General features: G+C 47.3%; 27 protein-coding genes and 1 pseudogene. 18 read left to right on the top strand and 10 right to left on the bottom strand.

Features of this window, described 5'->3' with window-relative positions; translation table 11 throughout:
• The 4 genes from EDC63_RS08995 to EDC63_RS08980 are packed head-to-tail and all read left to right on the top strand — an operon-like array spanning position 1 to position 3,456.
• Complete coding sequence (locus EDC63_RS08995; protein ID WP_124945216.1) at positions 1-810, top strand: uroporphyrinogen-III synthase; 810 nt, start codon at positions 1-3, stop codon at positions 808-810.
• Positions 807-1,877, top strand: a complete 1,071-nt coding sequence (locus EDC63_RS08990) for a uroporphyrinogen-III C-methyltransferase (protein ID WP_124945215.1) — start codon at positions 807-809, stop codon at positions 1,875-1,877. The genes EDC63_RS08995 and EDC63_RS08990 overlap by 4 nt, the downstream gene beginning before the upstream one ends.
• Complete coding sequence (locus tag EDC63_RS08985) at positions 1,874-3,070, top strand: heme biosynthesis protein HemY (protein WP_124945214.1); 1,197 nt, start codon at positions 1,874-1,876, stop codon at positions 3,068-3,070. Before EDC63_RS08990 ends, EDC63_RS08985 begins: the two co-directional genes overlap by 4 nt.
• Before the next feature lie 44 nt (positions 3,071-3,114).
• Positions 3,115-3,456 (top strand): glucosamine--fructose-6-phosphate aminotransferase, encoded by a 342-nt coding sequence (locus EDC63_RS08980; RefSeq protein WP_124945213.1) that lies wholly within the window; start codon positions 3,115-3,117, stop codon positions 3,454-3,456.
• A gap of 48 nt (positions 3,457-3,504) precedes the next feature.
• On the opposite strand, the gene EDC63_RS08975 is transcribed toward EDC63_RS08980, so the two are convergent.
• Positions 3,505-4,539, bottom strand: coding sequence for a CDP-6-deoxy-delta-3,4-glucoseen reductase (locus tag EDC63_RS08975; protein WP_124945212.1), 1,035 nt, complete (start codon positions 4,537-4,539; stop codon positions 3,505-3,507).
• A 109-nt stretch (positions 4,540-4,648) separates the two neighbouring features.
• On the opposite strand from EDC63_RS08975, the gene EDC63_RS08970 reads away from it, so the two are divergent.
• The gene (locus EDC63_RS08970; protein WP_124945211.1) at positions 4,649-5,539 is read left to right on the top strand and encodes an SDR family oxidoreductase; all 891 of its coding nucleotides are present in this window, start codon (positions 4,649-4,651) and stop codon (positions 5,537-5,539) included.
• Positions 5,540-5,556: 17 nt separating this feature from the next.
• Here EDC63_RS08970 and EDC63_RS08965 read toward each other — a convergent pair whose 3' ends face one another.
• Positions 5,557-5,985, bottom strand: coding sequence for an FxsA family protein (locus tag EDC63_RS08965; protein WP_165922954.1), 429 nt, complete (start codon positions 5,983-5,985; stop codon positions 5,557-5,559).
• Positions 5,986-6,080: 95 nt separating this feature from the next.
• Here EDC63_RS08965 and cutA point away from each other — a divergent pair, with 95 nt between their 5' ends.
• From cutA to EDC63_RS08925, 8 genes are all read left to right on the top strand, one after another.
• Entirely contained in the window at positions 6,081-6,398 is a 318-nt protein-coding gene (gene cutA, locus EDC63_RS08960; RefSeq protein ID WP_124945209.1) for a divalent-cation tolerance protein CutA, read from the top strand.
• Positions 6,399-6,450: 52 nt separating this feature from the next.
• The gene (dsbD, locus tag EDC63_RS08955) at positions 6,451-8,739 is read left to right on the top strand and encodes a protein-disulfide reductase DsbD (RefSeq protein WP_124945208.1); all 2,289 of its coding nucleotides are present in this window, start codon (positions 6,451-6,453) and stop codon (positions 8,737-8,739) included.
• 9 nt (positions 8,740-8,748) lie between these two features.
• A complete protein-coding gene (locus EDC63_RS08950; RefSeq protein WP_124945207.1) occupies positions 8,749-9,291 on the top strand; it encodes a TlpA family protein disulfide reductase in 543 nt (180 codons plus the stop codon).
• 99 nt (positions 9,292-9,390) lie between these two features.
• On the top strand, positions 9,391-9,834 hold the full coding sequence (aroQ, locus tag EDC63_RS08945) for a type II 3-dehydroquinate dehydratase (RefSeq protein ID WP_124945206.1): 444 nt from the start codon (positions 9,391-9,393) through the stop codon (positions 9,832-9,834).
• Positions 9,835-9,836: 2 nt separating this feature from the next.
• Entirely contained in the window at positions 9,837-10,292 is a 456-nt protein-coding gene (gene accB / locus EDC63_RS08940) for an acetyl-CoA carboxylase biotin carboxyl carrier protein (RefSeq protein WP_124945205.1), read from the top strand.
• Between the two features lie 103 nt (positions 10,293-10,395).
• On the top strand, positions 10,396-11,748 hold the full coding sequence (gene accC / locus EDC63_RS08935) for an acetyl-CoA carboxylase biotin carboxylase subunit (RefSeq protein WP_124945204.1): 1,353 nt from the start codon (positions 10,396-10,398) through the stop codon (positions 11,746-11,748).
• A gap of 50 nt (positions 11,749-11,798) precedes the next feature.
• Positions 11,799-12,689 (top strand): 50S ribosomal protein L11 methyltransferase, encoded by an 891-nt coding sequence (prmA, locus tag EDC63_RS08930; protein WP_124945203.1) that lies wholly within the window; start codon positions 11,799-11,801, stop codon positions 12,687-12,689.
• 6 nt (positions 12,690-12,695) lie between these two features.
• Positions 12,696-13,811 carry a DUF3426 domain-containing protein gene (locus EDC63_RS08925; protein ID WP_124945202.1) on the top strand — a complete coding sequence of 372 codons (1,116 nt, stop codon included), beginning with the start codon at positions 12,696-12,698 and terminating at the stop codon, positions 13,809-13,811.
• On the opposite strand, the gene EDC63_RS08920 is transcribed toward EDC63_RS08925, so the two are convergent.
• From EDC63_RS08920 to EDC63_RS08910, 3 genes are all read right to left on the bottom strand, one after another.
• Complete coding sequence (locus EDC63_RS08920) at positions 13,812-14,357, bottom strand: glutaredoxin family protein (RefSeq protein ID WP_124945201.1); 546 nt, start codon at positions 14,355-14,357, stop codon at positions 13,812-13,814.
• A 223-nt stretch (positions 14,358-14,580) separates the two neighbouring features.
• The gene (locus tag EDC63_RS08915) at positions 14,581-15,039 is read right to left on the bottom strand and encodes a ferritin-like domain-containing protein (RefSeq protein WP_124945200.1); all 459 of its coding nucleotides are present in this window, start codon (positions 15,037-15,039) and stop codon (positions 14,581-14,583) included.
• A gap of 71 nt (positions 15,040-15,110) precedes the next feature.
• Positions 15,111-16,130: a class I fructose-bisphosphate aldolase gene (locus tag EDC63_RS08910; protein ID WP_124945199.1), complete on the bottom strand. Its 1,020-nt coding sequence runs from the start codon at positions 16,128-16,130 to the stop codon at positions 15,111-15,113.
• Positions 16,131-16,429: 299 nt separating this feature from the next.
• Here EDC63_RS08910 and EDC63_RS08905 point away from each other — a divergent pair, with 299 nt between their 5' ends.
• Positions 16,430-16,783, top strand: coding sequence for a pilin assembly protein (locus tag EDC63_RS08905; RefSeq protein WP_124945198.1), 354 nt, complete (start codon positions 16,430-16,432; stop codon positions 16,781-16,783).
• A 16-nt stretch (positions 16,784-16,799) separates the two neighbouring features.
• Here the strand turns inward: EDC63_RS08905 and EDC63_RS08900 are convergent, their stop codons facing one another.
• Positions 16,800-17,213: a hypothetical protein gene (locus EDC63_RS08900; RefSeq protein WP_124945197.1), complete on the bottom strand. Its 414-nt coding sequence runs from the start codon at positions 17,211-17,213 to the stop codon at positions 16,800-16,802.
• A gap of 5 nt (positions 17,214-17,218) precedes the next feature.
• Positions 17,219-17,566 (bottom strand): hypothetical protein, encoded by a 348-nt coding sequence (locus EDC63_RS08895; protein WP_124945196.1) that lies wholly within the window; start codon positions 17,564-17,566, stop codon positions 17,219-17,221.
• Between the two features lie 412 nt (positions 17,567-17,978).
• Here EDC63_RS08895 and ovoA point away from each other — a divergent pair, with 412 nt between their 5' ends.
• Positions 17,979-20,090: a 5-histidylcysteine sulfoxide synthase gene (gene ovoA / locus EDC63_RS08890; protein ID WP_124945195.1), complete on the top strand. Its 2,112-nt coding sequence runs from the start codon at positions 17,979-17,981 to the stop codon at positions 20,088-20,090.
• Complete coding sequence (locus EDC63_RS08885; protein ID WP_124945194.1) at positions 20,087-21,256, top strand: MalY/PatB family protein; 1,170 nt, start codon at positions 20,087-20,089, stop codon at positions 21,254-21,256. Before ovoA ends, EDC63_RS08885 begins: the two co-directional genes overlap by 4 nt.
• Before the next feature lie 73 nt (positions 21,257-21,329).
• Here the strand turns inward: EDC63_RS08885 and EDC63_RS08880 are convergent, their stop codons facing one another.
• On the bottom strand, positions 21,330-22,577 hold the full coding sequence (locus tag EDC63_RS08880) for a DUF723 domain-containing protein (protein WP_124945193.1): 1,248 nt from the start codon (positions 22,575-22,577) through the stop codon (positions 21,330-21,332).
• 276 nt (positions 22,578-22,853) lie between these two features.
• Positions 22,854-23,108 (bottom strand): annotated as a pseudogene (locus EDC63_RS18785) (M3 family metallopeptidase); the annotation flags it as partial.
• A 210-nt stretch (positions 23,109-23,318) separates the two neighbouring features.
• Here EDC63_RS18785 and EDC63_RS08870 point away from each other — a divergent pair.
• Positions 23,319-23,822, top strand: coding sequence for a DUF4124 domain-containing protein (locus tag EDC63_RS08870; protein ID WP_124945192.1), 504 nt, complete (start codon positions 23,319-23,321; stop codon positions 23,820-23,822).
• Between the two features lie 119 nt (positions 23,823-23,941).
• On the opposite strand, the gene EDC63_RS08865 is transcribed toward EDC63_RS08870, so the two are convergent.
• Positions 23,942-25,966, bottom strand: a complete 2,025-nt coding sequence (locus EDC63_RS08865; protein ID WP_124945191.1) for a M3 family metallopeptidase — start codon at positions 25,964-25,966, stop codon at positions 23,942-23,944.
• Between the two features lie 66 nt (positions 25,967-26,032).
• Between EDC63_RS08865 and EDC63_RS08860 the strand changes: the two genes are divergently transcribed.
• Positions 26,033-26,572: a gamma carbonic anhydrase family protein gene (locus EDC63_RS08860; RefSeq protein ID WP_124945190.1), complete on the top strand. Its 540-nt coding sequence runs from the start codon at positions 26,033-26,035 to the stop codon at positions 26,570-26,572.
• Positions 26,573-26,649 lie beyond the last annotated feature (77 nt).

Below are 26,649 nucleotides of genomic sequence, written 5' to 3'. Positions count from 1 at the left end.
ATGCAGTATCTCGGCACCAACCTTAGCGAACCTGCCACCAAGCTGCTTTCAGGACGCGGTATTGTCATTACCCGCCCGGCGCACCAGGCCGGACCTTTAGCAGAATTAATCCGGAACAATGGCGGCACGCCCATTCTGTTTCCGGTGCTGGAGATTTTAGACACTGAAGACTTACAGCCGCTTAATGCACTTATCGAACGACTGGAAACATTTGACATAGCTGTTTTCATCAGCCCGAATGCCGTACAAAAAGCGATGAACCTGATCAAGGCGCGCCGTGAGCTGCCTCCCAATCTAAAAATCGCCTCCATTGGCCGTGGCAGCACAAAAGAGTTGAAACATTTTGGCGTAACGGACGTGATTACACCCACCACACGCTTTGATAGCGAGAATCTGTTGGCGATGCCTGAGTTTCAGGATGTGAAAGATAAGCGTATCGTGATTTTTCGCGGCGATGGTGGCCGGGAAGTTCTGGGTGATACCCTGGTAAGCCGGGGAGCACATATAGAATATGCAGAGTGCTACCGGCGCGCGCGACCCAACACCAGTTCTGGCGAACTTTTGCGTCACTGGGCGCGCAATGAGCTAGATGCTATTATTGTTACCAGCGGTGAAGGCCTGCACAACTTATATGATATGGTAGGCAAACTGGGGCGGCAGTGGATGATTAAAACACCCGTATTTGTTCCTCATGAAAGAATTGCACAAACCGCCAGTGAACTCGGCCTGGCACAGGTGATTGTTACCCCAATGACCGATGAAGATTTATTAAATGGCCTAATTGAATGGTTCAGCAGAGATAAAGCATGACCACCGAAAATTCAGAACAAGCAGCAATTGAAGCACCAAAACCAGCCACCCCTTCTGGCCCCAGCCGCTTTTCCGGTTGGAGCCGTTATGTTAGTTTCGGCTTTATTATCGCCGTCATTGCCTTGGTTCTTTCTGTCTGGCAGAGTATTGAGTCGCGGCATCGCATCAATGATCTTGAGCAAACCTTGGGTAAACGCCTGGCTCAATTTGAGTCCACCAATAAAGAAAATCAAGTCGTTTCTTCCCAGGCTCAGGAAGGCACCAGAGAAGCACTGGTTAAACTGGGCGTACTCGAAAGCAAACTGGTAGATTCGCAAAACCAGCAAGTTGCACTTGAAACACTCTACCAGGAGCTCTCACGCAACCGCGATGAATGGGCGCTGGCAGATATCGAGCAAATTTTATCCATTGCCAGCCAGCAATTACAGATTTCCGGCAACGTTAAAGCTGCGTTGATTGCCATGCAGACAGCTGACAGCCGACTACAACGATTAGACAAACCCCAGTTTATTGGCATCCGCAAAGCCATCAACAAGGATATCGAGCGGCTGCAGGCAATGCCTTTCGTAGATACGGTTGGAATCAGTCTGCGCCTTGACGATATGATTGGCAGAATAGATTCCCTGCCTCTGGATATTGGCACCCCCATGAAAGACAACATTCCTCCGCCAAAGAAAGATGCAAGCGAAAAGTGGTGGAAGCAATTGGGTCTGGAAGCATGGCAGGACATCAAACAAATGGTTCAGGTGAGTAAAATTGACCACCCTGAAATCCCTTTGCTGCCGCCTGAGCAAGCTTATTTTGTCCGTGAAAACATGAAACTTCGGCTACTCACAGCACGCATTGCTTTACTGCAACATGATGAACAAAGTTATAAAGCGGACCTGAAAGCAGCACAAGAGTGGCTGACACGCTATTTCGATAGCAATGCAAAATCCACAAAGCTTGCGAAATCATCCTTGCGCCAGTTGGCAGAAAGCCAAGTCAGCATTAACGCTCCTGATATTTCAGAGAGTCTTCAGGTGGTGCAGAATTACAAACAAGCACATGAAAGGAATCCACGTTGAGAGGACTATTCTGGATTCTTGCTGTATTCGGCCTGGCAGTGGCATTTACCCTTGCCGGCAAAAACACATCCAGCTACGTTTTGCTGGTTTACCCGCCCTATCGCATTGAGCTTGCGCTCAATTTAATGATTGCGCTTCTGCTTGGCATTTTTTTCCTGGGATACATTTTAATTCGGCTTGCAACACATACATTGCGCCTCCCAGCCTACGTACGCAGCTTTCGACTTGAACGCCGACACAAGAAGGCCAGAAAAATCACAGACAATGCCCTTCTTGCCTTTTTCGAAGGTCGCTATGAAAAAGCCGAAAAACTGGCCAGCAAAGCCATGGAGATGCAGGAATCACCTGCCATCACAGCCACACTCGCTGCGCGCGCAGCCCATGAGCAACGCGCTTTTAATCGCAGAGATGAATACCTCATGCGCGCAGAACGGCTGGCTCCCGATGAATCTCTTGTGCGCTTGATGACGCAAGCTGATCTGCTGATTGACCAGCGCGCCTTTCCGGAAGCGATGGACAGTCTGAAACAACTTAGTGTACTGGCACCCAAGCACCTGTCTGCCATGAGACTCGAACTTAAAGCGCAGCAGCAAGCAAAAAACTGGGAGCAAGTACTTACCCTGGTCACCCAGCTTGAGAAACGAGGTGCTATCGAATCCACTCAGGCTGAACAATTAAAGATAAATGCCTACCTGGAAAATCTCAAGCGCAAGGCACAGGATGATGACAAGACGCTGAAAGCATACTGGCTTAAAATCCCCTCCGCCATCCGCGCCAACACAAAAGTGACATTCACTGCTGCCCAGCAGTTCATCAAGATAGGTGATGACCAGACCGCTCTGAGCATGATAGAAACCAGCCTGGAGCAACAATGGGACAGCAACTTGATCAAACTCTACGGTACCTGTCACAGCAAGGATATTCTCAAGCAACTGGAACGTGCGGAAAAGTGGCTATCTACTCATCCCAAAGACGCTGCGTTATTGCTGACGCTGGGAAAACTTTGCATGCGTCAGGAACTTTGGGGTAAATCACAAAGCTACCTGGAAGCCAGTCTTAGCGTTGAACCAACCAGTGAAACCCATATTGCGTTCGCACAGTTGCTTGAAAAAATGAAGCGGGAAAATGATGCCTGCGGACATTACCGCAAGAGTCTGGAACTGACATTACAGCAAAACAGTCTACCTGGCTGAGTACCTTCAGTTAAAACGTCACTTCCAAACTCTTTAACGTGACCATGCCTAAATTACCCCGCTCATTGCGTGACTGGCATTCAGACGCTTTCGTACAAACACTCAAAAATGAAATCGTCGAGTTAAAAACAGGCACGCTGCCATTGCATCAAGGTATTTCCCAAGGCGGCTATGTTGATGACAGCAATATCTCAGCAACGGTGTTAAGCACCACAGAGACTGAGCACACCATTCTTACCAAAGTGGGGATATTTTTCACGGAAATCGTCATTTGTTGTGGGTGTGGCGATGACCCCATGCCACAAAATGCTTATTGCGAGATGCACATCAGCATCAACAAGGCTACTGCAGAAGCCGAATTTATCATCATTCAGGAAGCAATATAATCCACGGCCTTCAGAACCCTGGTTACATTGCTCATTCCCGTCAGGCAATCAATCTGAGTTTTTGGGTGCAGGCGTTGACTGAAACAGGAACGCATCAGACAAAAATTCCTCTTCCGGCAACCCTTGTTGTATAAAACCCTGATGGGCTGCTTCTACCATAGGCGGTGAACCGCAGGCATAAACCTGATATCCGGAAAGATCCGGGAAGTCTTTCATGATCGCTTCATGAACTAACCCTGTACGACCATCCCAATTATCTTCTGGTTTTGGCTCAGAAAGAACCGGAATAAAAGTAAAATTGGAGTGGGCTTGCTGCCACTGGCCCGGCAATTCCGGCATATACAGATCAGACAAAGTACGTGCACCCCAATACATTACCATCTGACGGTCTGACTCAACATGAAAAGCATGCTCCAGCATACTCTTGATTGGCGCAAAACCTGTGCCGCCCGCCACAAATATGATCGGTTTATCACTGTCATCACGCAGAAAGAATGTCCCTAGCGGACCTTCAAATCGCAGAATGTCTTTTTCCTTCATTTTCGTAAATACATGCTCGGTAAAAGCACCACCTGAAATATTGCGGACGTGTAACTGCAGCAATTCATCATCGTGTGGCGCATTTGCCAGAGAAAAGCTCCGACGCTTGCCATCTTTCATCAGAATATCAACATACTGCCCCGCTAAAAACTGCAAACGCTCATTAGCGGGTAACTTGAGATGCATCACAATGACATCATCCGCCAGCTTTTCCAACTGATGCACGCGGCAGGGCAGTATTTTAATCTGAATATCTTTGGCCGCGCCAATTTCACGACATTCTATCGTCAAATCTGACTGCGCCTGAGCACAGCAAAACAATGCCATTCCACGTTGTTTTTCATCTTCGCTTAATGCATTTTCCTGATAAACACCATAATCCACTGAACCTTCCAGTATTTTGCCTTTGCATGTGCCACAAGCACCATTGCGACAGCCATAAGCCAAAGCAAAACCTTCACGCAATGCGGCTTCAAGAATGGTTTCGTCTTCGCCTGCCGTAAAAACATGATTGCTTGGTTTAATCGTTATTTGATGAGACATGGGTAATCCTTATATTACTATTCACTGAATGCCAACTTCGCGACCCTTTGAACACATACTGATAACCTTTTACATACACTGAAACAGGCAATATTGCTACAATATGCGCATGAGACGATTACTTATTATAGGATTTGGCGATGTTGCACAACGCACGCTGCCTTACCTTCGCAAAAATTACCATATTTATGCTCTAACGCGAAATAAGGAGCGGTTTTCCGAAATTCGTGCCTTGGGTGTCACACCCGTGCTGGGCGATCTGGATGAACCCAAAAGCCTTAAAAGGATTTCAGGCCTGGCTGACCTTGTGCTGCATTTTGCGCCGCCACAAAACAACGGCAAAAAAGACAAACGTACCCGGCATTTTCTTAGCGCACTGAATAAATCAAAAATTTTACCACAACGTCTGGTCTATATCAGTACCAGCGGTGTTTATGGCAATTGCAATGGCGAATGGGTTTCAGAATCTCGCCCTACCGCTCCCAAAAGCGCTCGTGGCATTCGCCGTGCGGACGCAGAAAAAGTACTGCGGGCGTGGAGCAGACGAACAGGTACCAGTGTCAGTATTTTGCGTGTCCCTGGCATTTATGGTGCAGATCGGTTACCCATTACTCGCCTCCAGAACCAGACACCAGCCTTGAATAGTGACGAAGATTGCTACACTAATCACATTCACAAGGATGATCTAGCCCATCTCGCTACTATTGCACTTTATAGAGGAATGCCTTGCCGGGTTTACAACGCCAGCGATGACTCCATGATGAAAATGGGTGAATACTTCGATCTGGTAGCAGACAATTATGGTCTGCAACGCCCCCCTCGCGTCTCAAGAGAAGAAGCAAAGACATGCATTTCCCCTGCCATGCTTTCCTTCATGGATGAGTCACGTCGTTTGTCCAATACCCGTATCAAACAAGAATTACGTGCAAAATTACTCTACCCGGATGTTGCTGCCGGGATTCGTGCGGCACTGACATCTAATACTGCCATCCCAGAATAATTTATTCTGGGAAATAATCATACCTTATCCCGAGATTCCAGCTTTTCGGAATTTACCCTGCGCCATTCGCCCTCAATCACGCCGTCATCTGCCGGTGTGTTTTGGCTTGCTCCACCACCTGCAGATTGACGTGGGAACAACAACAAAATGAACGCTAGCGCATCGCTCCACACGCCCGGGAAAATGAGCAGCACTCCTGCTACCATGGTTCTCCCGCTATCCCACAATGCACCAAAAGGCGATTGACCACTTTGAATGGCCAGCATCAGCCTGCCAAAAATTGCCAGCCGTTCTTCTTGAATCAACACCCAGCCTGCACCCGTGGTAAAAATAAGCCATGGTAATAGCCACCAGCCTATCGCATGCGCCACTTGGAATAAGGTATAGATTTCCAATGCTGGAAATCCGAGTAAAATAATTAAAAAAATAAAACCAAAACTACGCAAAATGTATCCTGAATATATAATTTACGTGAAAAGCGCGCCCTGAAAGTTAATATGCGGGCAAAATCAGCCTTAACAATAGTCAATGACGTAAAAAAATGGATATCATACTGATTATCACCAACTTGCCCGACAGAAAGAGTGCGGAAACCCTGGCCCGGATTCTGGTACAAAAACGGTTAGTTGCTTGCGTCAATATTCTCGCTGCATGCACTTCAGTGTACCATTGGCAGGATAATGTCGAAACAGCGGAAGAAGTGCCCATTTTTATAAAAACAACACAGCAGTGCTATGATGCGGTTGAGAAAGCAATCAAGGAGCTTCATCCATATGAACTTCCGGAAATTATCTATGTCCCAGTTCAGGGTGGTTTACCGGAATATTTAGCATGGGTTGCCGCCGAAACGATAAAATAAACAAATAAGACCAGAAACCAATAAAAACCATCACACTTTAGGACCACTTTTAATGAAGCGTTTTTTTCTTTCCCTGCTCTTGTGCCTGCCTTTATTTGCTCACGCAATTGTTGAGGGAGAATTACTGGAGCCAGAACAGGCTTTCAAGTTTTCGGCACGTCTGACGGACGCCGGTACAATTGAAGTCAGATATAAAATTGAAGATGGCTATTATCTCTATCGTGATAAATTCAAATTCGAGATCACAACCCCTGAAGTCTCTATCGGCGCACCAACACTTCCCCCCGGAAAAGTAAAGCAGGATGAATATTTTGGTAAAGTGGAAACCTATCGCCATGATGTCAAAATAACGATTCCCCTGAAGAACGCCAATTCAAACTTGCAAACCGTTTCATTAAAAGCAGTTTCACAGGGGTGTGCGGATGCAGGTGTATGTTACCCACCCATTACGCAAACTGCAGAACTTAAACTGGCCACTGCCACTCCTCAGGTGTCCGAACCCTTGAGTGGACTGGCAAAACTGAAGCAACTGGGCGCAAGTCTGGGTGGCTCAACTGACGAGTTTCTCCCACCGGAAGTCGCTTTTAAATTGAATGTCACCGTAAAAGACGGCAATACGCTGCTCGCCGATTTCAAACCCGAACCAAGTTACTATTTGTATCGAGATAAAATCAGTTTTACGCTTAAAAATAGTACCGGGATCAGTATTGCCGGAGTAAAGCTACCCGCAGGCGATATCAAAACCGATCCTAATTTTGGAAAAACCGAGGTTTACCACCAACCATTTCAAGCAGTTATTACATTAAAGCGTGATACACAACAAGCCGAAAAGGTGACACTAGTTGCTACTTTTCAAGGCTGTAGCGAGAAAGGTATTTGTTACCCTCCTATTAACAAAACGTTTAACCTGAGTTTAGCTGAACTGACTAAAACTGTTACTTCAGCTTCCATTCAGCCTGAAAAAACTTCAGCAGAGCAAGTAACGCCAGAAACAGCTGCTCCAGCACAACCATCTGGAAATGAAACATCATCGGAGTCATCCACTATAGAACGCCTGTTCCAGGGTGGCAATTTCTGGCTGATAATCAGCTTTTTCTTTGGTGCAGGACTGCTGTTAGCTCTGACTCCCTGCGTATTCCCGATGATCCCTATCTTGTCAGGCATCATCGCTGGACAAGGACAACACCTGACTAAAGCCCGTGCTTTTGTTCTATCCCTTTCCTATGTACTGGGAATGGCCATCACCTATGCGCTGGTAGGGATTGCAGCAGGACTTTCCGGCAGCTTGCTCTCTGCTGCATTGCAAAATCCCTGGGTACTAAGCACTTTCGCACTGGTCTTCGTCGTACTGGCATTTTCCATGTTCGGCTTCTATGAATTACAACTACCCAGTGCAATCCAGAGCAAGTTTTCAAATGCCAGCAATAAAATGAAAGGCGGCAGCACGATAGGCGTCTTTATCATGGGTGTACTTTCCGCCGTGATAGTAGGCCCATGTGTTGCTGCACCCCTTGCCGGAGCGCTGCTGTATATAGGTCAAACCCACAATGTATGGCTTGGCGGATCTGCTCTGTTTGCCATGGCAATGGGTATGGGCGTCCCGCTGATTCTGGTGGGTGTCTCTGCCGGTGCGTTATTGCCTAAAGCAGGTGGCTGGATGAATGCCGTTAAAAGCTTCTTTGGCGTATTGTTGATCGGCGTGGCAATCTGGCTCATTTCACCTGTGATTCCAACCGTAGCCCATATGCTGTTATGGGCTGCGCTCCTCATTGTTTCGGCTATTTACCTGAAAGCGCTGGATCCTCTACCAACCAATGCCCATGGTTTTGCCAAATTCTGGAAAGGGGTCGGCATCATTACTTTGATTGCCGGAGTTGCGATGCTGATAGGCGCTTTAAGTGGTGGACGTGACATACTTCAACCTTTGTCCGGACTGCGTGCAAGCGCTGCAGAAACCGCTTCTGGTGCAACTGAGACTACTTCTCTTCAGTTCAAGCGAGTCAAAAACATTGCTGAGCTGGAATCTCAAATTCAAGAGGCCAAGGGCAAGTATGTCATGTTGGACTTTTACGCAGACTGGTGCGTGTCCTGCAAAGAATTTGAGCGTTTTACTTTTAGCGACCCAAGAGTAAAAGCCAAGTTAAAAGACGCCATCATGCTGCAGGCTGACGTGACATTGAACAGTCTTGAGGATAAAGCACTATTGAAAAAATTCAATCTGTTCGGCCCTCCCGGCATTATCTTCTTTGACAAAAATGGTGCCGAAATTGTGCCTGCAAAAATCATTGGCTATGTGCCCGCAGAAAAATTTCTGAACAATCTTAATACTCACATGCGCTAGTTCAATCCAATGAAAATAGCCAAAACACCGCTTATAGTCAGTCTGGTTGCAGCTGTAGCCATTGCTGTCGGGATCTTCACCTACGCCCTGAAAGATAATGTTCCTCCTGCCACCTCTGTTACACAACCAGACGTCAGCTCAACATTATTTAATGCCAGTTTTGACGACCTGATCGGCAAAAAGCAGCCACTTTCCCAATGGAAGGGAAAAGTGCTCGTTGTCAATTTCTGGGCTACTTGGTGCCCTCCTTGTCGTACTGAAATTCCCGAATTTATCAAGCTACAGGATAAATACGGCAAACAAGGCCTGGTATTTATAGGGATCGCCATTGACCAGAAGGACAAAGTGCAAGCCTTTTCAGATGAAATGGGTATCAACTACCCTGTCCTGCTGGGTGAAATGGACGCTATTTCACTTTCTAAACAGGTTGGCAACCGGCTTGGCGGACTTCCCTATACCCTGATTGTTGATCGTCATGGTAAAATTACGACCTCATTAATCGGTGGCATCACCGAAGCAAAACTAGACCAATTACTCGTTCCATTACTTTAATACAACAGGCTGACCCGTCACAGAATCCCTCTGCTATAATGACGTGAAAATCTGCAAAAAACTGGACAAAATGACCTTATTTGCGTCAAACTTGCGCTTATGAAGAAGATTCTGGTACTACATGGCCCCAACTTAAATCTGCTTGGCTCACGCGAACCGGCTCATTACGGTACGGATAAACTTGCCGATATTGATGACCGCCTGAAAACCCTGGCAGAGCAATCTGGTTGTGTACTTGATTCATTCCAAAGCAATGCCGAGGCTGCTCTGATCGATCGCATTCACCAAGCCCCGGCTTCGGGTGTAGATTTCATTCTCATCAACCCGGCTGCTTTCACTCATACCAGTGTTGCATTGCGTGACGCCTTGGCTGGCGTAGCTATCCCTTTTATAGAAATTCATTTATCCAATGTGTTTGCCCGTGAACCCTTCCGGCACCACTCTTATTTTTCCGATCTTGCTATCGGCGTTATCAGCGGTCTTGGCGCCAAAGGCTATGAACTGGCGCTGGAATTCGCACTACACCAATTTAACAAAGGTTAATCATGGATCTTAGAAAACTTAAAAAACTGATCGATTTGGTCGAAGAGTCCGGCATTGCCGAACTGGAAATATCCGAAGGCGAAGAAAAGGTACGCATTACCCGCGTTAACCAATCCGCACAGCCTGCTCAATACATGTACGCTCCGCAACAGGCACCGCAAGCCTTTGCTGTAGGTACGCCTGCTGCGGCTACCATCGTGGATGCTGAGCCATCTGCGCCGGATGGACATATCGTCCGTTCGCCTATGGTAGGAACTTTCTACCGCTCAGCTTCACCCGGATCAAAAGCGTTTGCTGAAGTGGGTCAATCGGTTAATTCAGGTGACACCCTTTGTATTATCGAGGCAATGAAACTACTGAATGAAATTGAAGCCGATCAAGGTGGTGTCATCAAAGCCATTCTGGTTGAGAATGGCCATCCCGTAGAATACGGCGAGCCATTGTTTGTCATTGGTTAATTACATTTTCAGTTAGCCATCAGGGGCAGATAAACTCTGGCTCCTGTAATGAATGAAGTTTTCCTGCTCTTCAGGGTCTTTGTGGTTAAACTAAGGTTACCCCATGTTTGAAAAAATTCTTATCGCCAACCGTGGTGAAATTGCACTACGCATCCAGCGTGCATGTCGTGAAATGGGCATTAAAACTGTTGCCGTTCACTCTGAAGCAGATGCCGAAGCAAAATACGTCAAGCTCGCAGATGAGTCTGTTTGCATTGGACCAGCGCCGTCCAGCCTGAGCTACCTGCATGTTCCGGCCATCATCAGCGCTGCCGAAGTGACGGATGCGGAAGCGATCCATCCTGGTTACGGTTTTCTTTCTGAAAATGCAGACTTTGCCGAGCGTGTCGAGCAAAGTGGTTTTGTTTTTATCGGTCCTCGACCAGAAACCATTCGCCTGATGGGTGACAAAGTCAGCGCGAAAGATGCCATGAAAGCGGCAAATGTACCTTGCGTGCCTGGTTCTGAAGGGGCTGTCCCTGAAGACCCGGATGAAATGATGCGTATTGCTCACGACATTGGCTACCCGATCATTATCAAAGCTTCTGGTGGCGGTGGCGGACGCGGTATGCGCGTTGTTCATACTGAAGCTGCATTGCTAAACGCTGTCAGTATGACTCAGGCTGAAGCGCAAACAGCTTTTGGCAATCCCACCGTATATATGGAAAAATACCTGGAAAATCCACGCCATATTGAGATACAGGTATTGGCTGACGAGCATGGCAATGCGATCCATTTAGGAGAGCGTGACTGTTCCATGCAGCGTCGCCACCAAAAGATTCTGGAAGAAGCGCCTGCCCCGGGACTGGCAACAAAATTACGGGATAAAATTGGTGAAAGATGTGCAGAAGCCTGCCGCAAGATTGGTTACCGTGGTGCAGGCACCTTTGAATTCCTGTATGAAAACGATGAATTCTTCTTCATTGAAATGAACACACGGGTTCAAGTAGAGCACCCGGTCACTGAACAAATTACCGGCGTGGATATTGTGCAAGAACAGATTCGCATTGCTGCCGGCGAAAAGCTGCGCTTCAAGCAAAAGGAAATCACCTTTAAAGGGCATGCGATTGAATGCCGTATCAACGCAGAAAATCCTTATACCTTTGTACCCTCTCCTGGACGAATCACCCAGTACCATACGCCAGGCGGCCCTGGTATCCGTGTTGATTCCCATGTTTACCACAATTATTTTGTTCCTCCGCACTACGATTCGATGATTGGCAAGCTCATTGCCCATGGTGACACGCGAGAGCAAGCTATCGCGCGAATGAGGACTGCACTTTCTGAAACAGTGGTAGAAGGTATCATGACCAATATTCCGCTGCATCAGGATCTGATGCACGATGCGGCTTTTCTGCAAGGTGGCGCGAGCATTCATTATCTGGAAAAGAAGATTGCTGACCTTAAAAAGCCCTGATCAATTCGTTCATCCATTCTTAACTGTATAGCCAGCGGAGCAAACTGAAAATGGCCTGGCAATCAGTCAACATACAAGCAGACGAGCTGACAGCGGAAATTCTAAGCGATATTTTGATGGACTTAGGTGCGCTGTCAGCCAGTATAGAAGATGCCGAAGCAGGTACTGAACAGGAAAAGCCGATTTTTGGTGAACCGGGTGAGCCTGAAGCCGGTTTGTGGCAGAGCAGTATTGTTAACGCCCTGTTTCCGACTGACGCCGATGTGCCAGCCATTATGGCTGCTGCTGCACAAGCTTCTCACCTGGAAAAAATTCCACCTTACATCATAGATCACTTAGAGGAACAGGACTGGGTACGTTTGACTCAGGCCCAATTCGATCCCATTCCAATTTCACCCAGGTTGTGGATTGTCCCCACATGGCACACAGCGCCCGCACAGGATGCCATTAATCTGGTGCTGGACCCGGGCCTTGCCTTTGGTACCGGTAGCCACCCCACTACGCGTTTGTGTTTGCAATGGCTGGATGAAAACATCAAAGGGGGAGAAAGCGTGCTGGATTACGGCTGCGGTTCAGGCATTCTGGCCATCGCTGCGATGAAACTGGGAGCAGGACGGGCAGTTGGTGTCGATATTGACCCCCAGGCTATCCAGGCAAGCAACGACAACGCCACTCAAAATCAAGTTGACGCTGAATTCTTTTTGCCTGGTGCTGCACCTTCGTTCAAGGCAGATATTCTGGTTGCAAACATTTTAACCAACCCATTAAAAGTGTTGGCTCCCGCATTAGCATCTTCCGTTCGTGGCGGCGGCCACATCGTCTTATCCGGTATTCTTGTTGAGCAGGCACAGGATGTTCTCGCTATTTACCAGGAATGGTTTGAGATGGCAGTAAGCGGGCAGGATGAAGGCTGGGTAAGACTTGCTGGAATAAAAAGGTAATCTGATATGGGCGATATGATTACTACCTGCCCGAGTTGCAAAACCACGTTCCGGGTTTCTACTGAGCAACTCAACGCCCATGAAGGGGATGTGCGGTGCGGTCGTTGCGCCCGCGTGTTCAATGCATTTGAAAGCCTGGCCCCGCGCAGCAGCACCGCATCTTCAGTGCCCCAAAAACCAGTTGAAATCTCACCTGAACCGGAAAGCGCTCCCATTCCAGAAACAGCTTTTGAAAAAAGTGAAATTGGCGCAGTAAAAGAGTCATTTGAAATTTATCTGGAACCTCTGGAACAAGTTACCTATTTTGAAATACCGAAACCAGAAACTGATGCAGAATATGCACCTTTCGAAGAACCAGAACATGAACCAGTTCCAGAAGCGACAACTGAGTCAATATTTGAACCTGCTTCAGAGCCTGAAATAGCACCAGAACCAGCACCCCTGCAAACTGGGCCTGCGCCTCTTGAACAAACACTCCCGCAAACCCTGATCAGTGAATCCGATGCAGACTGGGAAAGTCCTGTCGCGGAAGTGACATCCGAATTTGAACACGATGAATTGATTATTCAGAGAAAAAAACGGGTATGGCCCTGGGTAATTGGCTCGCTGTTACTGATCCTGACAGCCATTGCGCAACCTGTTTTCTTTCGTTACAACCTGGCTTATTTTGCAGGCGACAATTTCAATAACAACAGCTATGGCATACATGGTGCCACCTCGCAGTTTTTAACTGAAATGGGTGCTGAACTGGTTGTACTATGCAATCACCTTGATTGTCCGGGGAAGCATGATTTACTTAAGTATTCAGATAATATCAGCATAGAATCGTCCGAACTTCAGGCAGATCCCACTCGGCCTACGGTAGTGGTACTGAACGCTGTGTTACGCAACCGGGCAAAGTTTCCGCAAGATTACCCACGCCTGGAATTATCGCTAACAAATACAGAAGATACCGTCACTGCACGGCGCGCATTTGCCCCCGCTGACTATCTACCTCCCAAAATAAGCAAAGCAGATATTGCAAAAGGCATGAAAGCGGGCAGTGAAGTGACCGTGAAACTTTATCTGGATACCCACGATTTAAAAGCGGTAGGTTATCGCCTGTATATTTTTTACCCGTAATTATTTAGCTGCAGGGGCAGGTTTAACCTCTGCTTTCTTTTCGGCCGCTGTTGTTTTGGGTGTGGCAGGTAATCGAGAAGCACTCGCCTTAGGATAACCTGCATCGTCCAACGCAGCGTTCCATGCCCCCGCTTCAAATCCTTTTATTGTGGCACTGCTTCCAACAACAAGCACTGGCACTTCAAGTGCACCAACCAACTTTTTCAGTGCCTCACCCTCAGCTGCTGTTGTGATATTTTTAGTGGTGTAAGGAACACCTCGATTGACTAAAAGTTCACGCGCCTTATTACAGCCAGCGCCACAATCGGATGTGTAAAGCACAACCGGAAAGCGCTTTACTGCCACTTGTGTAGCGTAGGAAGACTTGTCCATCTCAATGACATTCCCACTTAATTTTTTTTCCTGAACGCTTTTAGCCGAAGCAGGCGGTGGCTCATCGGTGTAATGCACTTTACCTTCGGCATCCACCCAGCGGTAAAAATTACCTGCTATCACCATAGAAGTGCACAGGCACAACAATAATCCTGACAAAAGACGAGATTTCATGAGATTAGCTATCCTTTCAGTTGTTTTTGTTAGTATATCGCAAGCCGCAGAAATCAAACATCATTCTCGCAACAGTTATGGCTGCCACGAGAATGATGAGGATATAAAAACTCATTAGATTAGAAGATTACTGGCTGCAGACACGCAAAAACAGGGGCCAAAGACAACTTGCAAACTCTGGATAGGGGGCATCGAGTACATCAATTGACAAGTTTGACTCTTCTCAAGGGGTCGAAAATACAGCAATATCCCCTGGCTTGCGTAACATTTTATCCACATCCCCTGCGTGCAACTCCTCGAGAGAAATCAATTCCCTGGCATACTCTTCCAGCATCACTGAACGGTCTTTCGTCAGTTCAAGCAGATGTTTGTATTCCGCCAGCGCGTTACGCTCATGCTCAAGCGATTCATGCAGAATGTCACCAATATTATGTTTATGGGTTTCCAGCAATGGCCCGATCGCTAACGAGGGATGTCCACCAAGATGGGTAACCAGTTCACCGGCACGTTGCGCATGCAGCAGACTTTCATCTGCTTGTCCGCGTAGCCAGCTCACAATCGGGATGCGATTATAGCCATAAATCAGCAGGGAATAATGCGTATAGCGCACTACGCCTGCCAGTTCCGATTCCAGTATTTTGTTAAGTACGCCGATCACGGCTTCTTTATCCAATTCTGCCATTATCTTCTCCTTTACAGGTAGAAACCGCAAAGCCCGTTTTGCGGTTTCGCTAACAAACGATGTGATTCACCCTATTCGTTTTCCATGTTTGTATGATACTTTCCCTGTCGCGCAAGGCTATTCAGGCGTGCGCGTTTCAGCAATGCTTGCTGGCCTGCTTTTTGATTTGCCGCTTCGCCATGCCATGCCTTTAGCGCAGGGGCCTGTAATGCCCGGCCATAAGAAAAGCTTAGTTGCCAAGGCTTTTGCCCTGCGCAGACATTGATCGCGTTAAGATTAGCCGTGGCGGCTTCATCGCTTTGCCCGCCGGAAAGAAAATTGATCCCCGGCACGGCGACAGGTATCGTTCGGCAGAAACACCGCAACGTTGCTACTGCAATTTCCTCCGGTGTTGCTTGCTGTGAGCAGTCTTTGCCTGGAAGAACCATATTGGGTTTTAACAACATATGTTCGAGCACCACACGATGCTTGTGCAGGCAGTGGAAAACTGTTTCCAGCACCTGCTCTGTCACACTGGCACAGCGCTCGATAGTATGGTTTCCGTCCATCAGTACTTCCGGCTCTACAATTGGCACTATATCGAGCGACTGACAGATAGCAGCATAACGAGCCAGGCTTTCCGCATTAACCGATATAACAGGGTATGAAGGAATACCGTCGCCTATCGTAAATACCGCACGCCATTTTGCAAAACATGCACCCAACTCCTTATATCCTGCAAGTCGCTCAGAAAGACCATCCAGGCCTTGTGTCCATTTGTCACCGGGAAAATTTGAAAGTGCCTGAGTGCCTTTATCCACTTTGATCCCTGGCACAATGCCCTGCGCAGACAATAATTGCGGCAAAGGTACGTCAGATTCACTGCGCTGATTGAGTGTTTCTTCAAATAAAATCACGCCGCTTATATAATTGTTCAGCCCTGGTGACGTAAACAAGGACTCCCTGTAACTGCGCCGCGTTTCCTTGGTGGACTGCACACCGACATTTTTCAAACGCTTCTCCATCGTGCCGGTGCTTTCATCTGCTGCAAGAATGCCTTTGGCCGGGGCAGTCAAATCTAAAATTGTCTGCTCCATAGCAGAAACTTGCATCGAAATTACCCTCCTAAAAATAAAGCTGGAATTTGCAACTGGACGAGCTTTAAGCAGCGCTCATTTCACTATAGACCAAATTTTCTTTATCGCTAAAATGCATCTTTTCAAAGGAACAAGATAACCATTTAATGTAATTCAAAATATGGTCGTTTTTCAGTCAGATGCTATATTTAAAATCAATGAATTCTTATTCACACTACCATTTCATGAAATTCATTGACCGACTAGGGCAATGATGAAGCTACTTCCACAAATTTTCATAGCCAATAAATGCTAAAAACTATAGGAGGAAAACGATGCAAATAGCCGACCTTGTCAGGGAATGGGAACGCGCAGGAGGCGGTCATTTAACCGCGAGAGAATACCGCATTCATCTACCGCTACGTGATGCTGCAAAAATTGCCGCACTGACTGAAATGTATCCCTTACGAAGTGAAACAGAAATCATCACAGAATTACTGACCGCAGCGTTGAATGAACTTGAACGTGCCATGCCCTATGTACAGGGCAGCAAGGAAATTGCACGTGATGAACAGGATGATCCTATCTATGAAGATATTGGCCCCACTCCTAGATTCAATGCACTAAGCAGGCAATATCGCGAGAAACTGGAAGCGAATCAGGGCGCGCACTTCACTCACTTACCCTGAAATACTGAATCACATTTCAGGAAAACCACCTCAAAAATGCAGCAGCAGTCAGCGCAATGATGGCCAGCACAGCAAGAATACGCCAGGTATTCTGCTGCGCGCTTTCGCTCCAGTTACTGCCCTTATTAATGTATGCTGCGGCGAGCAGAATACCCGCAGCAGCGCATGCTACTTTGATCGACAGCGCAATGATAGCAACACCATGAATATCCGGAAACTGCCCGTAATAAACCCAGCTGACTCCGCCAAAAGCGCCGCCACTGGCAGCTTGCGCTACCCACCCTGCCAGCATTACCCATGCCAGTGGTTTACGTGCCGCTGCTTGCCAAGGTCCTGACCATAGCGCAAACACGCCGCTGCCAACTACAGCCGCAGCGCCAAAATTATGTACTATCTGTATGGCCGTATAGGCCAGATTTTGCAGATCCACCGATGTTAGTTGACAGTCACTTTGACACACTGTTCCACGCCAATAGGCGTATGACCTTTATTTACAACCTTGACACAAATATCATGCTTGCCCGTTGCCAGCGTTTCCATTGTGTAGCTGCCCTTTAGCTGACGCAGAATAGCCACTTCCTTATTATCCACATAAAGGTGAACATGGTCCCCCTTGGGACCGGGTACGACTTCATAGGCCACCTTGTTCTGAGCCATGGCGTCCAGTGTGGCACCCTCCGATGGAGAAGTGATCTTGACGGAAGCATTATCAGCAAGACCAATCTGAGAGTAAGCGAGCAGTACAGCTGCAGTGAAAGTAGAATAAACAATTGTAATACGCATTGCGACCTCCATATTGCCGAACAGAGAATCAGAGGCAATCGATTGCCCCTGACTGGTTCAGATAAACTTATTTATAGCACAACACTATTCAGCTGTCATGACAACCAACATAATGAAATACAAAATCTTTACAATTAATGGAATAGCGGCATGCTCACACGGTCTCATTACACAAGTAATTAACCGTTTTTTCTGGTGCTAAAATTAAATTTTGAGTTGTCTGGGCGCTGCTTCGAATAAATGCATTGGAAAACCGCCCCAAGCGGTAGAGCGTGCTAACATGGCAAATTCATCCGGAAAGAACCAGTAAATGCTTTCTCCCATGTAAGGAAAAAGTAATTTTAACGACTAATCATTCTGCAAGAAAATCCGGTATAAAATTTTAACTGGTCACATATTAAGAGTAGAAAGTATGTTGCGCAATCTGATTAACCGCACCCCAAAACTGAATAACGGCGATCCCGAACAGAAACGGCAGGAAATACGTGAATACTTCCACAGCACATTCGACCTTTACGAAAAACTGTTTGAAGTCCTCACCAGTGACGAAGCTTATTACAAGAAAGCCACGCCCCTCCGACATCCCCTGATATTTTACCTCGGCCACACCGCCACCTTTTTCATCAATAAACTGCTTCTGGCTGGATTGGTGAAGGATCGGGTTAACCCTGAATTTGAGTCTATTTTTGCCGTAGGTGTGGACGAAATGAGCTGGGATGATCTGAGCGAAACCCGCTACGAATGGCCTACTGTCCATCAGGTTATGACTTACCGAAATGCCATACGTCAAACTGTCGATACCGTCATTCAGACCACTCCGTTAACGCTACCCATAAACTGGGAAAACCCATGGTGGCCGATCATCATGGGGATCGAACACGAGCGCATTCATCTTGAAACTTCATCCGTACTAATCCGCCAGCATGCACTGCAATTTGTCGAACCCCATTCATTGTGGGAAGCCTGCCAAAAATCCGGTACTGCGCCCGAAAATAATCTGGTACATATACCTGAAGGCATCGTTCATCTAGATAATCAAAAATCCGATGCATTTTATGGCTGGGATAATGAATACGGACTGCACACGGCAGAAATACCCGATTTTCAGGTCAGCCGTTATCTGGTGAGCAATCAGGAGTTTCTGGATTTTGTTGAAGCTAAAGGCTACACAAACGATGCCTTCTGGGAAGAAGAAGGTCTGTCCTGGAAAAACTATACCCATGCAGCACACCCCACTTTCTGGATTGCTTATGGCCACGAGTGGCAATTGCGCCTGATGACAGAAGTCGTTGCCATGCCATGGGACTGGCCGGTTGAGGTAAACTATCACGAAGCCAAAGCTTTCTGTAATTGGAAAAAACAGCAGACCGGCCATCCGGTGCGCTTGCCAACGGAAGACGAATGGTATCGCCTGTATGATATTTCAGGCTTAAACGCCATTCCGGCTGACCAGAAAGCTACGGCCAATATTCATCTTGATCGCTACGCTTCTTCATGCCCCATTACCGAATTTAGCCATGGTGAACTATATGATGTAGTGGGCAATGTCTGGCAATGGACTGAAACGCCGATTTACCCCTTTGAGGGTTTTGAGGTACATCCGCTTTACGACGATTTCACCACCCCCACTTTTGATGGCCGGCATAATATCATGAAAGGCGGATCGTGGATTTCCTGCGGAAACGAGTCCCAATACAGTGCCCGTTACGCTTTTCGCCGTCATTTTTTCCAGCATGCCGGTTTTCGCTACGTTGTCTCAGAGACGCCTGCCACAGTGAATACCTCACACTACGAAACCGACAAACTGCTTTCCGAGTATGCAGAGTTTCATTATGGCGATGAATATTTTGGCATCCAGAATTTCTCTGAAGCCTTGGCACATCTTGCCATTCAGGCTATGGGCAACAAACCCGCCCGCACGGCATTGGATTTGGGTTGCGCAGCAGGGCGCGCCACGTTTGAACTGGCAAAGCATTTTGATCAGGTCACCGGAATCGACTTTTCTGCGCGCTTCATTGGCATGGGCGTCAAACTTGCTGAACAAGGCGTACTGCGCTACACCCTGGCCGATGAGGGAGAACTGGTCAGTTACAAAGAACGCAAACTGGTCGATCTGGGTCTGAACGAAGTGAGAAACAAAGTGACATTTTTCCAGGGAGATGCCTGCAATCTCAAACCCCAGTTCACCGGTTATGATCTGATACTTGCTGCCAACCTGATAGACCGGCTTTACAGCCCATCGAAATTCCTGAGTGCTGTACATGAACGGCTGAATATGGGCGGCATATTGTTACTCACCTCTCCCTACACCTGGCTGGAAGAACATACCAAAAAAGAGCAATGGATAGGTGGATTCAAAAAAGATGGCGAAAATTTCAGCACACTGGATGGCCTCAAAGCCATCCTCGGCAAACATTTTCACCTGGTTCAAGGCCCGTTGGCAGTGCCCTTCGTCATTCGCGAAACCAAACGAAAATTCCAGCACACCTTGTCCGAAGCCACTATTTGGGAACGGATTGCGTGAGCTTCGATTTTGACAAAGTCATCCCGCGCGAAGGCACCGCTTCCGTCAAACATGATGGGCGCAAAGGCTATTTTGGCACACAGGACGTCCTACCCCTTTGGGTGGCAGACATGGACTTTGCTGCACCAGAAGCCATCACCCGCGCCCTGGAAGTACGCGCCGCTCACCCAGTTTATGGCTACACCTTCTATCCAGACAGCCTTTACGATGCGCTGATCAACTGGATGAAAAAACGCCATGGATGGGATATCCAGCGGGAATGGATCATCATGTCACCCGGTGTAGTACCTTCGTTGCATGCTGCAGTATTGGCATTTACCCAGCCAAACGAAAAAGTAATCGTACAGCCCCCGGTCTATTTCCCCTTTTTCTCTGCCGTCACTACAACTGGGCGACAATTAGTCCAGAACCCTCTGCTATTAAACAATGGGCGTTATTCCATTGATTTCTCTCATCTCGAACAGTGCGCCGCAGATGGAGCACGCCTCTTGCTGCTGTGCTCACCACACAATCCAGTAGGTCGCGTCTGGAACAAAGAAGATCTTAAAGAAATTTTACGCATTGCGCGGCAATACAATATGATGGTTTTGTCTGACGAAATTCATGCTGATCTGGTATACCCCGATCAGCGTCACACTGTTCTGGCAACATTGGCAGAAGAAGCCGATAACCTGATTAGCGCCGTCGCACCTAGTAAAACCTTCAACATCCCCGGCCTTGGGCTATCCAGTCTGATCGTGCCAAACCCGGAACACCGCTCTGCCATCAGAACCGTATTCGACACCCTGCATCTGGGCCATTCCAACCCCTTCAGCATTACGGCATTTGAAGCAGCCTACCGCGAAGGCGAGGCTTGGCTGGATAGTCTGCTGGACTATCTCAACGACACCAAAAACTTCGTCAGCGATTATCTAGCTAAAAAACTCCCAGAGATAAAGCTCATTCAGCCTGAAGGTACCTATCTGTTATGGCTGGATTGCCGGGCAATGGGGTTGAATGATCAAGCGTTAAAGGATTTCTTCGTCCATGGGGCCAAGGTGGGTATGAACCCTGGAACGGTCTTTGGTGAAGGGGGGAGCGGATTTATGCGGTTAAATATTGGGGCGCCCCGTCATATTGTCATTGATGCTTTGGAACGGATTACTCAAGCGATGAAAAACAAATAAAATTCTCTCAACTTAACCATTCGCGAAAGACAAAGTTCGACCCCAAGCCGACCTAAAGGTCAGAGCAAAGCGGTCATTTGCTGCTATTTGTAACCCTTGGGTCCCACCGTTTGCCTGATCGGAATATCGTTAGAGTAGGGTGATTCTCAAGGGCATCAAGAATCGGTGATTTCACAAATACTTCTGAATGGCCATGAAACTTGAATTCAATTGGGACGATGAATTGATGGTGACGCACTTGTTCATGAGCTAAGTGCTCAAACACAATGGCTTCCCCTGTGCTGGAGAAAAGGCAGTGGCTAATTGTTGGGTCGTACCCTCCAACACGCTTTATTTCGTTAATCACCGTTTTCATTCGACTACCGGTCCCACTGCCAATTTTGTACAGAAATAAGTTAGTACAAGGCAGCTTAAAGCTAACAACATAGACGAACGCTTCTTTGCCGTCGTCAAACTCACCTCGTAGTGCGCGAGTCAAGTTCCTCGGCGCCCCTTGATTTCGCCGACTACATTTCGGGCATCCTATTCCACTTAGGTGACTAGTCGGACTCTGCACAAAAACACCATCGAGCGGACAGCTTATTTCAACACCTATGAACGCGCCGGCGTACTCAACCTTTGAATAGTCGTATTTGTCTCCATGAACTTTTCTAGCGTCACGAATAAACGCGTCATTTGATTTTATGAATTTATAGGATAGTCGAGAGGCACTACAGGCCGAACACCCCCTTCCGGCAAGATGTCCGCTAGGGGTCTGAAGAAATGGTCCATGGAGTGTGCATATGATCGTGATTTTATCGGTTGTGCTGGCGAATTCCTTCTCGGCAGCAGAATAGTCATAAAAACCTTCATGAACTTCATTCGCACGGCACCGAAACTCCTCAAAGGGCATTCTTGAATGCTCGCCTCGTTTCTCATAAGAACAGCGTTCACACCCTGCGCCAACACTATTTCGCAAATGAACATGGGCAACTTGCTCAAAATTACCGTGCTTAGGACATATGATAGTTATTTTTTCTCTAGCGCCTTTGTATTGTGATAGAGAGTAGTCATAAAAGTCACTGTGTATGGCCTTAGCTTCTTCGATGAATGATTTGGTGTCCTTCTTGTGATATTGCCCTGCGTTCTTGAAGCCGCAAAGCAAGCAACCCATACCCTGTAAATGGTTAGCTGGGGTTTGCTCAAAAAGACCATGTTCCTGGCAAACAATTTTTACCTTTGTTTTTGTGTTAATTATGACCGACTCAGAATAGTCATAGCGCTTACCATGTACTTCCGATGCCTTCAACTTAAACTCGTCTGTGGTCATCTTTTTCGTCATTTCTATTTATCCGGCTGTGAAAACAAGATTCTTACAACTTCAAGGTAGAGGTGACGGGCACTGTGCGGTCTTACTGCCTAGAGCAATGACAGGAAAGAGCGAAGTCGCACACTTGCTTGTACGATTTGGCATTATTTTTTTTGCATATGATGCACCTGAATAATACGCCACTGTTTTCAATCAAGCTATTACGGACTAGCTGCTAACGAATGAAGATCCAAACGACAGGTTTTGGCACACTGCTGTCTATAGATAAGAAGACTATATCAGATAGAATCAGCTCATCCCATTATGCCGCAACAACGCATCGATCGACGGTTCCCATCCCATATACGCGACAAATAACTCCAGTGCTGAACGGCTTCCACCCACACCTAGTATTTCACTCCAAAAACGCTATCCTACTTCTTCACTTAACACACTATTTTCTTCAAACAGGCTATAGTCTGCCCACTTGTAGCTGTAATTGCTCCCTGCGTAATCACCCACTAAGTTAGGGGATAAATTATTGGGGAAGCGGTTAAATATTGGATCGCCTCGTCACATGGATTCTCCAGGAAATATTTTGTTTATGCAGGAAACCCTATAACAAGGATACTAATATCCCGCGTAAATTGATTTTTTATCAACCGTCGCGCAGAATGTTTCACTGTAAGCCGACATTTCGGTAAACCAATATTCGGTGTGGGCATTACCGATTCTCTATTTGCGAAGCTACTCTGAAGAAGGATTAAACGAACCATGAGTCGAAACACCACTGTAGACACCATGCAAGTACTGAAAGCCCTTGCAGTAATCTTCCTGTCCGCAACTTGGTTTCAACATGTATATGCTGCGGAAGTTTTCAAATGTGTGGTAAACGGAAAAACAACCTATCAAGCAACCCCATGCACCTCCGGAGGTAAGACTCTACAGATCAATGCAGGAATCTCCAGCGAGTCTTCGGCGGAAGCTCACCGCCGCGTTTTGAACGAAAAAAAGGTGGTTCAAGACCTTGAGCGCAGGCGTGATAGCCAAGCACCCAGTACTCAAGCTAGCAGTAATAGTAGTCATGAAGATGCTGACCAATTTCGTAAGCAGCAGGAAAAAAAACTAATCGCGGATTGTGAGGCCAATCACGGTGTCCGATGTAGGGATCCGAAAGTCATCGAAGAAAACAAAATATTGGATACGCCAATTACTCCCCAAGAGCAACAAAAGGCAATAGCAGAGCGCAGGGCAAGGAAGAATGATGCTTTTTATTAAAGCAAAGGACTTTGCGTGCCAATAATACAACCAATCCCTAATCTTGTAATCGATCAAGCGCCTTAATTCTAGCATATGCCTGTTTAACAGATGAAACAGGCATATTACACCTGATAGAATCAACTCATCCCATTATGGCGCAGCAACGCATCGATCGACGGCTCCCGTCCCATAAACGCGACAAAAGACTCCAGTGCAGAACGACTACCCCCCACACCCAGAATTTCACTCCAGAAACGGTGCCCAACTTCTTCACTTAACACACCGTTTTCTTCAAACAGACTATAAGCATCCGCAGAGAGCACTTCTGCCCATTTGTAGCTGTAATAGCCAGCCGCGTAACCACCCGCAAATATATGGGAGAAATTATTAGGGAAGCGATTAAATTCCGGGGGAATGATGACGGCAACCTGCTGGCGAATTTCATTGATCAAATCCAGTACGGATTTATCGCCACCGGGTGTGTAGTCGTAATGCATGTGCATGTCGAAAAGCGAAAACTCGATCTGGCGCATGGTTTGTAAACCGCTCTGGAAGTTTTTGGCAGCCAGCATTTTGTCAAACAATTCCCGTGGTAACGGCTCACCGGTTTCGACGTGTTTGGTCATGTGCTTGAGCACATTCCATTCCCAGCAGAAGTTTTCCATAAACTGGCTGGGTAGTTCTACCGCATCCCACTCCACACCATTAATGCCGGAAACACCCAGGTCTTCTACTTTGGTTAACAGATGATGCAAACCGTGGCCGAACTCATGGAACAAGGTAATGACTTCATCGTGGGTAAATAGTGCCGGTCTGCCACCTACTGGTGCAGAGAAATTGCAGTTGAGGTACGCCACCGGGGTTTGAATTTCTTTCGCTTTACGCCGGCGCGTAATCACATCATCCATCCAGGCGCCGCCACGTTTGTTCATGCGGGCATACAGATCGACATAAAACTGACCGACCAGTTGACCGGTTTTATCCGTGATATCAAAAAACTTCACATCAGGGTGCCAGACAGGGGCTTTTGAGGGGTTGATTGACAACCCGTAAATGGTTTCCACTACTTTGAACATGCCCGGCATGACCACCGTTTCCGGGAAATACTGTTTCACTTCCTGATCAGAGAAAGCGTAACGCTTCAGGCGCAATTTTTCGCTGGCGAAACCAATGTCCCATGCAGCCAGTTTTTCCATACCCAGCTCTTCACGGGCGAACTGCTGCAGTTCCTCTAAATCACGTTCAGCATAAGGCTTGGCTTTTTTCCCTAAATCATTGAGAAAATCCAGCACCTGCTTGGGGGTTTCGGCCATTTTGGCGGCGAGGGAAATTTCCGCATAGTTGGCAAATCCCAGCATATGGGCTGCTTCCTGACGCAATTTCAAAATCTTGTTGATCAGTTCCGTGTTGTCCCAATCCGGATTTCCAAACTCGGAAGCACGGGTTACATAGGCCCGATACAATATTTCCCGCAGTTCGCGGTTTTCTGCGTATTGCATCACCGGCATATAGGATGGACCGTGCAGGGTAAATTTCCAGCCGGTTTGATTATCGCTGGCTGCGGCTTCCTGAGCGGCTTCCAAGGCATCATCCGGCAAGCCTGCCAGTTCTGCCTTGTCATCCATGATCAGCGAGTAACCATTGGTGGTATCCAGCAAATTTTCTTCAAATTTACTGGATAACTGAGATAGCTCTTCCTGAATCTGCATGAAGCGTTCTTTCTGATCATCTGCTAATTCCGCGCCGCCCAGGCGAAAGTCTCGCAACTCATTTTCTACAATCTTTTTCTGTGCTGGCGTCAGCACCATGTATTCACGGGATGCTTTAATTTGCTTGAATTTCTCGTAAAGCCCCTGATTTTGCGACAGTTCTGCATAATACTGCGTAATTTTGGGGAGATTTTCATTGTAGACTTCACGCAATTCCGGGCTGTTTACCACTGCATTAAGGTGAGAAACCTGACCCCATGCTCGGGATAAATGCTCATTGGCGTCTTCCATCGGGCCAACAAAACTTTCCCAGCTCGGCGCGCTATCTTCTGCCAGCAGGCGTTCAATCAGCGCACGATTTTCTTTCAGCAGCGCTTCTATGGCGGGGCTGACGAGTTCAGGTTTTACTTCGTTAAAACGCGGCAGACCGGAAAAATCGAGTAATGGGTTCATGATTGTTGGCTTTCAGTTAGGCGTAAAAATTCATTATACTATGATGACTTAACAGGAGTTGTATTCATGCACAGCACTTCCAATATCACCCCTCACCATGGCAGTTCACCTGAAATTGCAGCTGGCACTTTTGTGCATCACAGCGCACAGATTATTGGTGAAGTATCCATCGCTGAGCATTGCTCAATCTGGTGTAATGCAGTGATCAGAGGGGATGTTAATAGTATAAATATAGGCAGTGGGACCAATATTCAAGACCTGAGCATGCTGCATGTCAGTCATAAAACACCCCAAAACCCGGAAGGCGCTCCGCTCATTATCGGCAGCCGAGTCACTATCGGCCATAGTGTAATATTGCATGGCTGTACTATTCACGACGAATGTCTGGTTGGGATGGGCTCCATTATCATGGATAAAGCCGTTCTGGAACCTCAGGTACTGGTTGGAGCGGGGAGTTTAGTGCCAGAAGGCAAAGTGTTGCAAAGCGGTTATCTGTATCTTGGCAGACCGGTTAAACAACTGCGGGCACTCACCGCTGATGAGATTGCCTATTTTAATTACTCGGCTGAGCATTATATTAAGCTATATAAAAGTTACGGCGTTTAAACTGATTCAATCCAACCGCAGAGGCGCTGAGGCGCGGAGGAAAACAGATAGTCCTCGATATTCTATTTATCCACCAT

Origin of the sequence: Sulfurirhabdus autotrophica (assembly GCF_004346685.1) — a bacterium.
GTDB classification, from domain to species: domain Bacteria; phylum Pseudomonadota; class Gammaproteobacteria; order Burkholderiales; family SMCO01; genus Sulfurirhabdus; species Sulfurirhabdus autotrophica.
The sequence above is the reverse complement of the archived record's forward strand: the minus strand, read 5'-3'. Positions and strand labels throughout refer to the sequence as shown.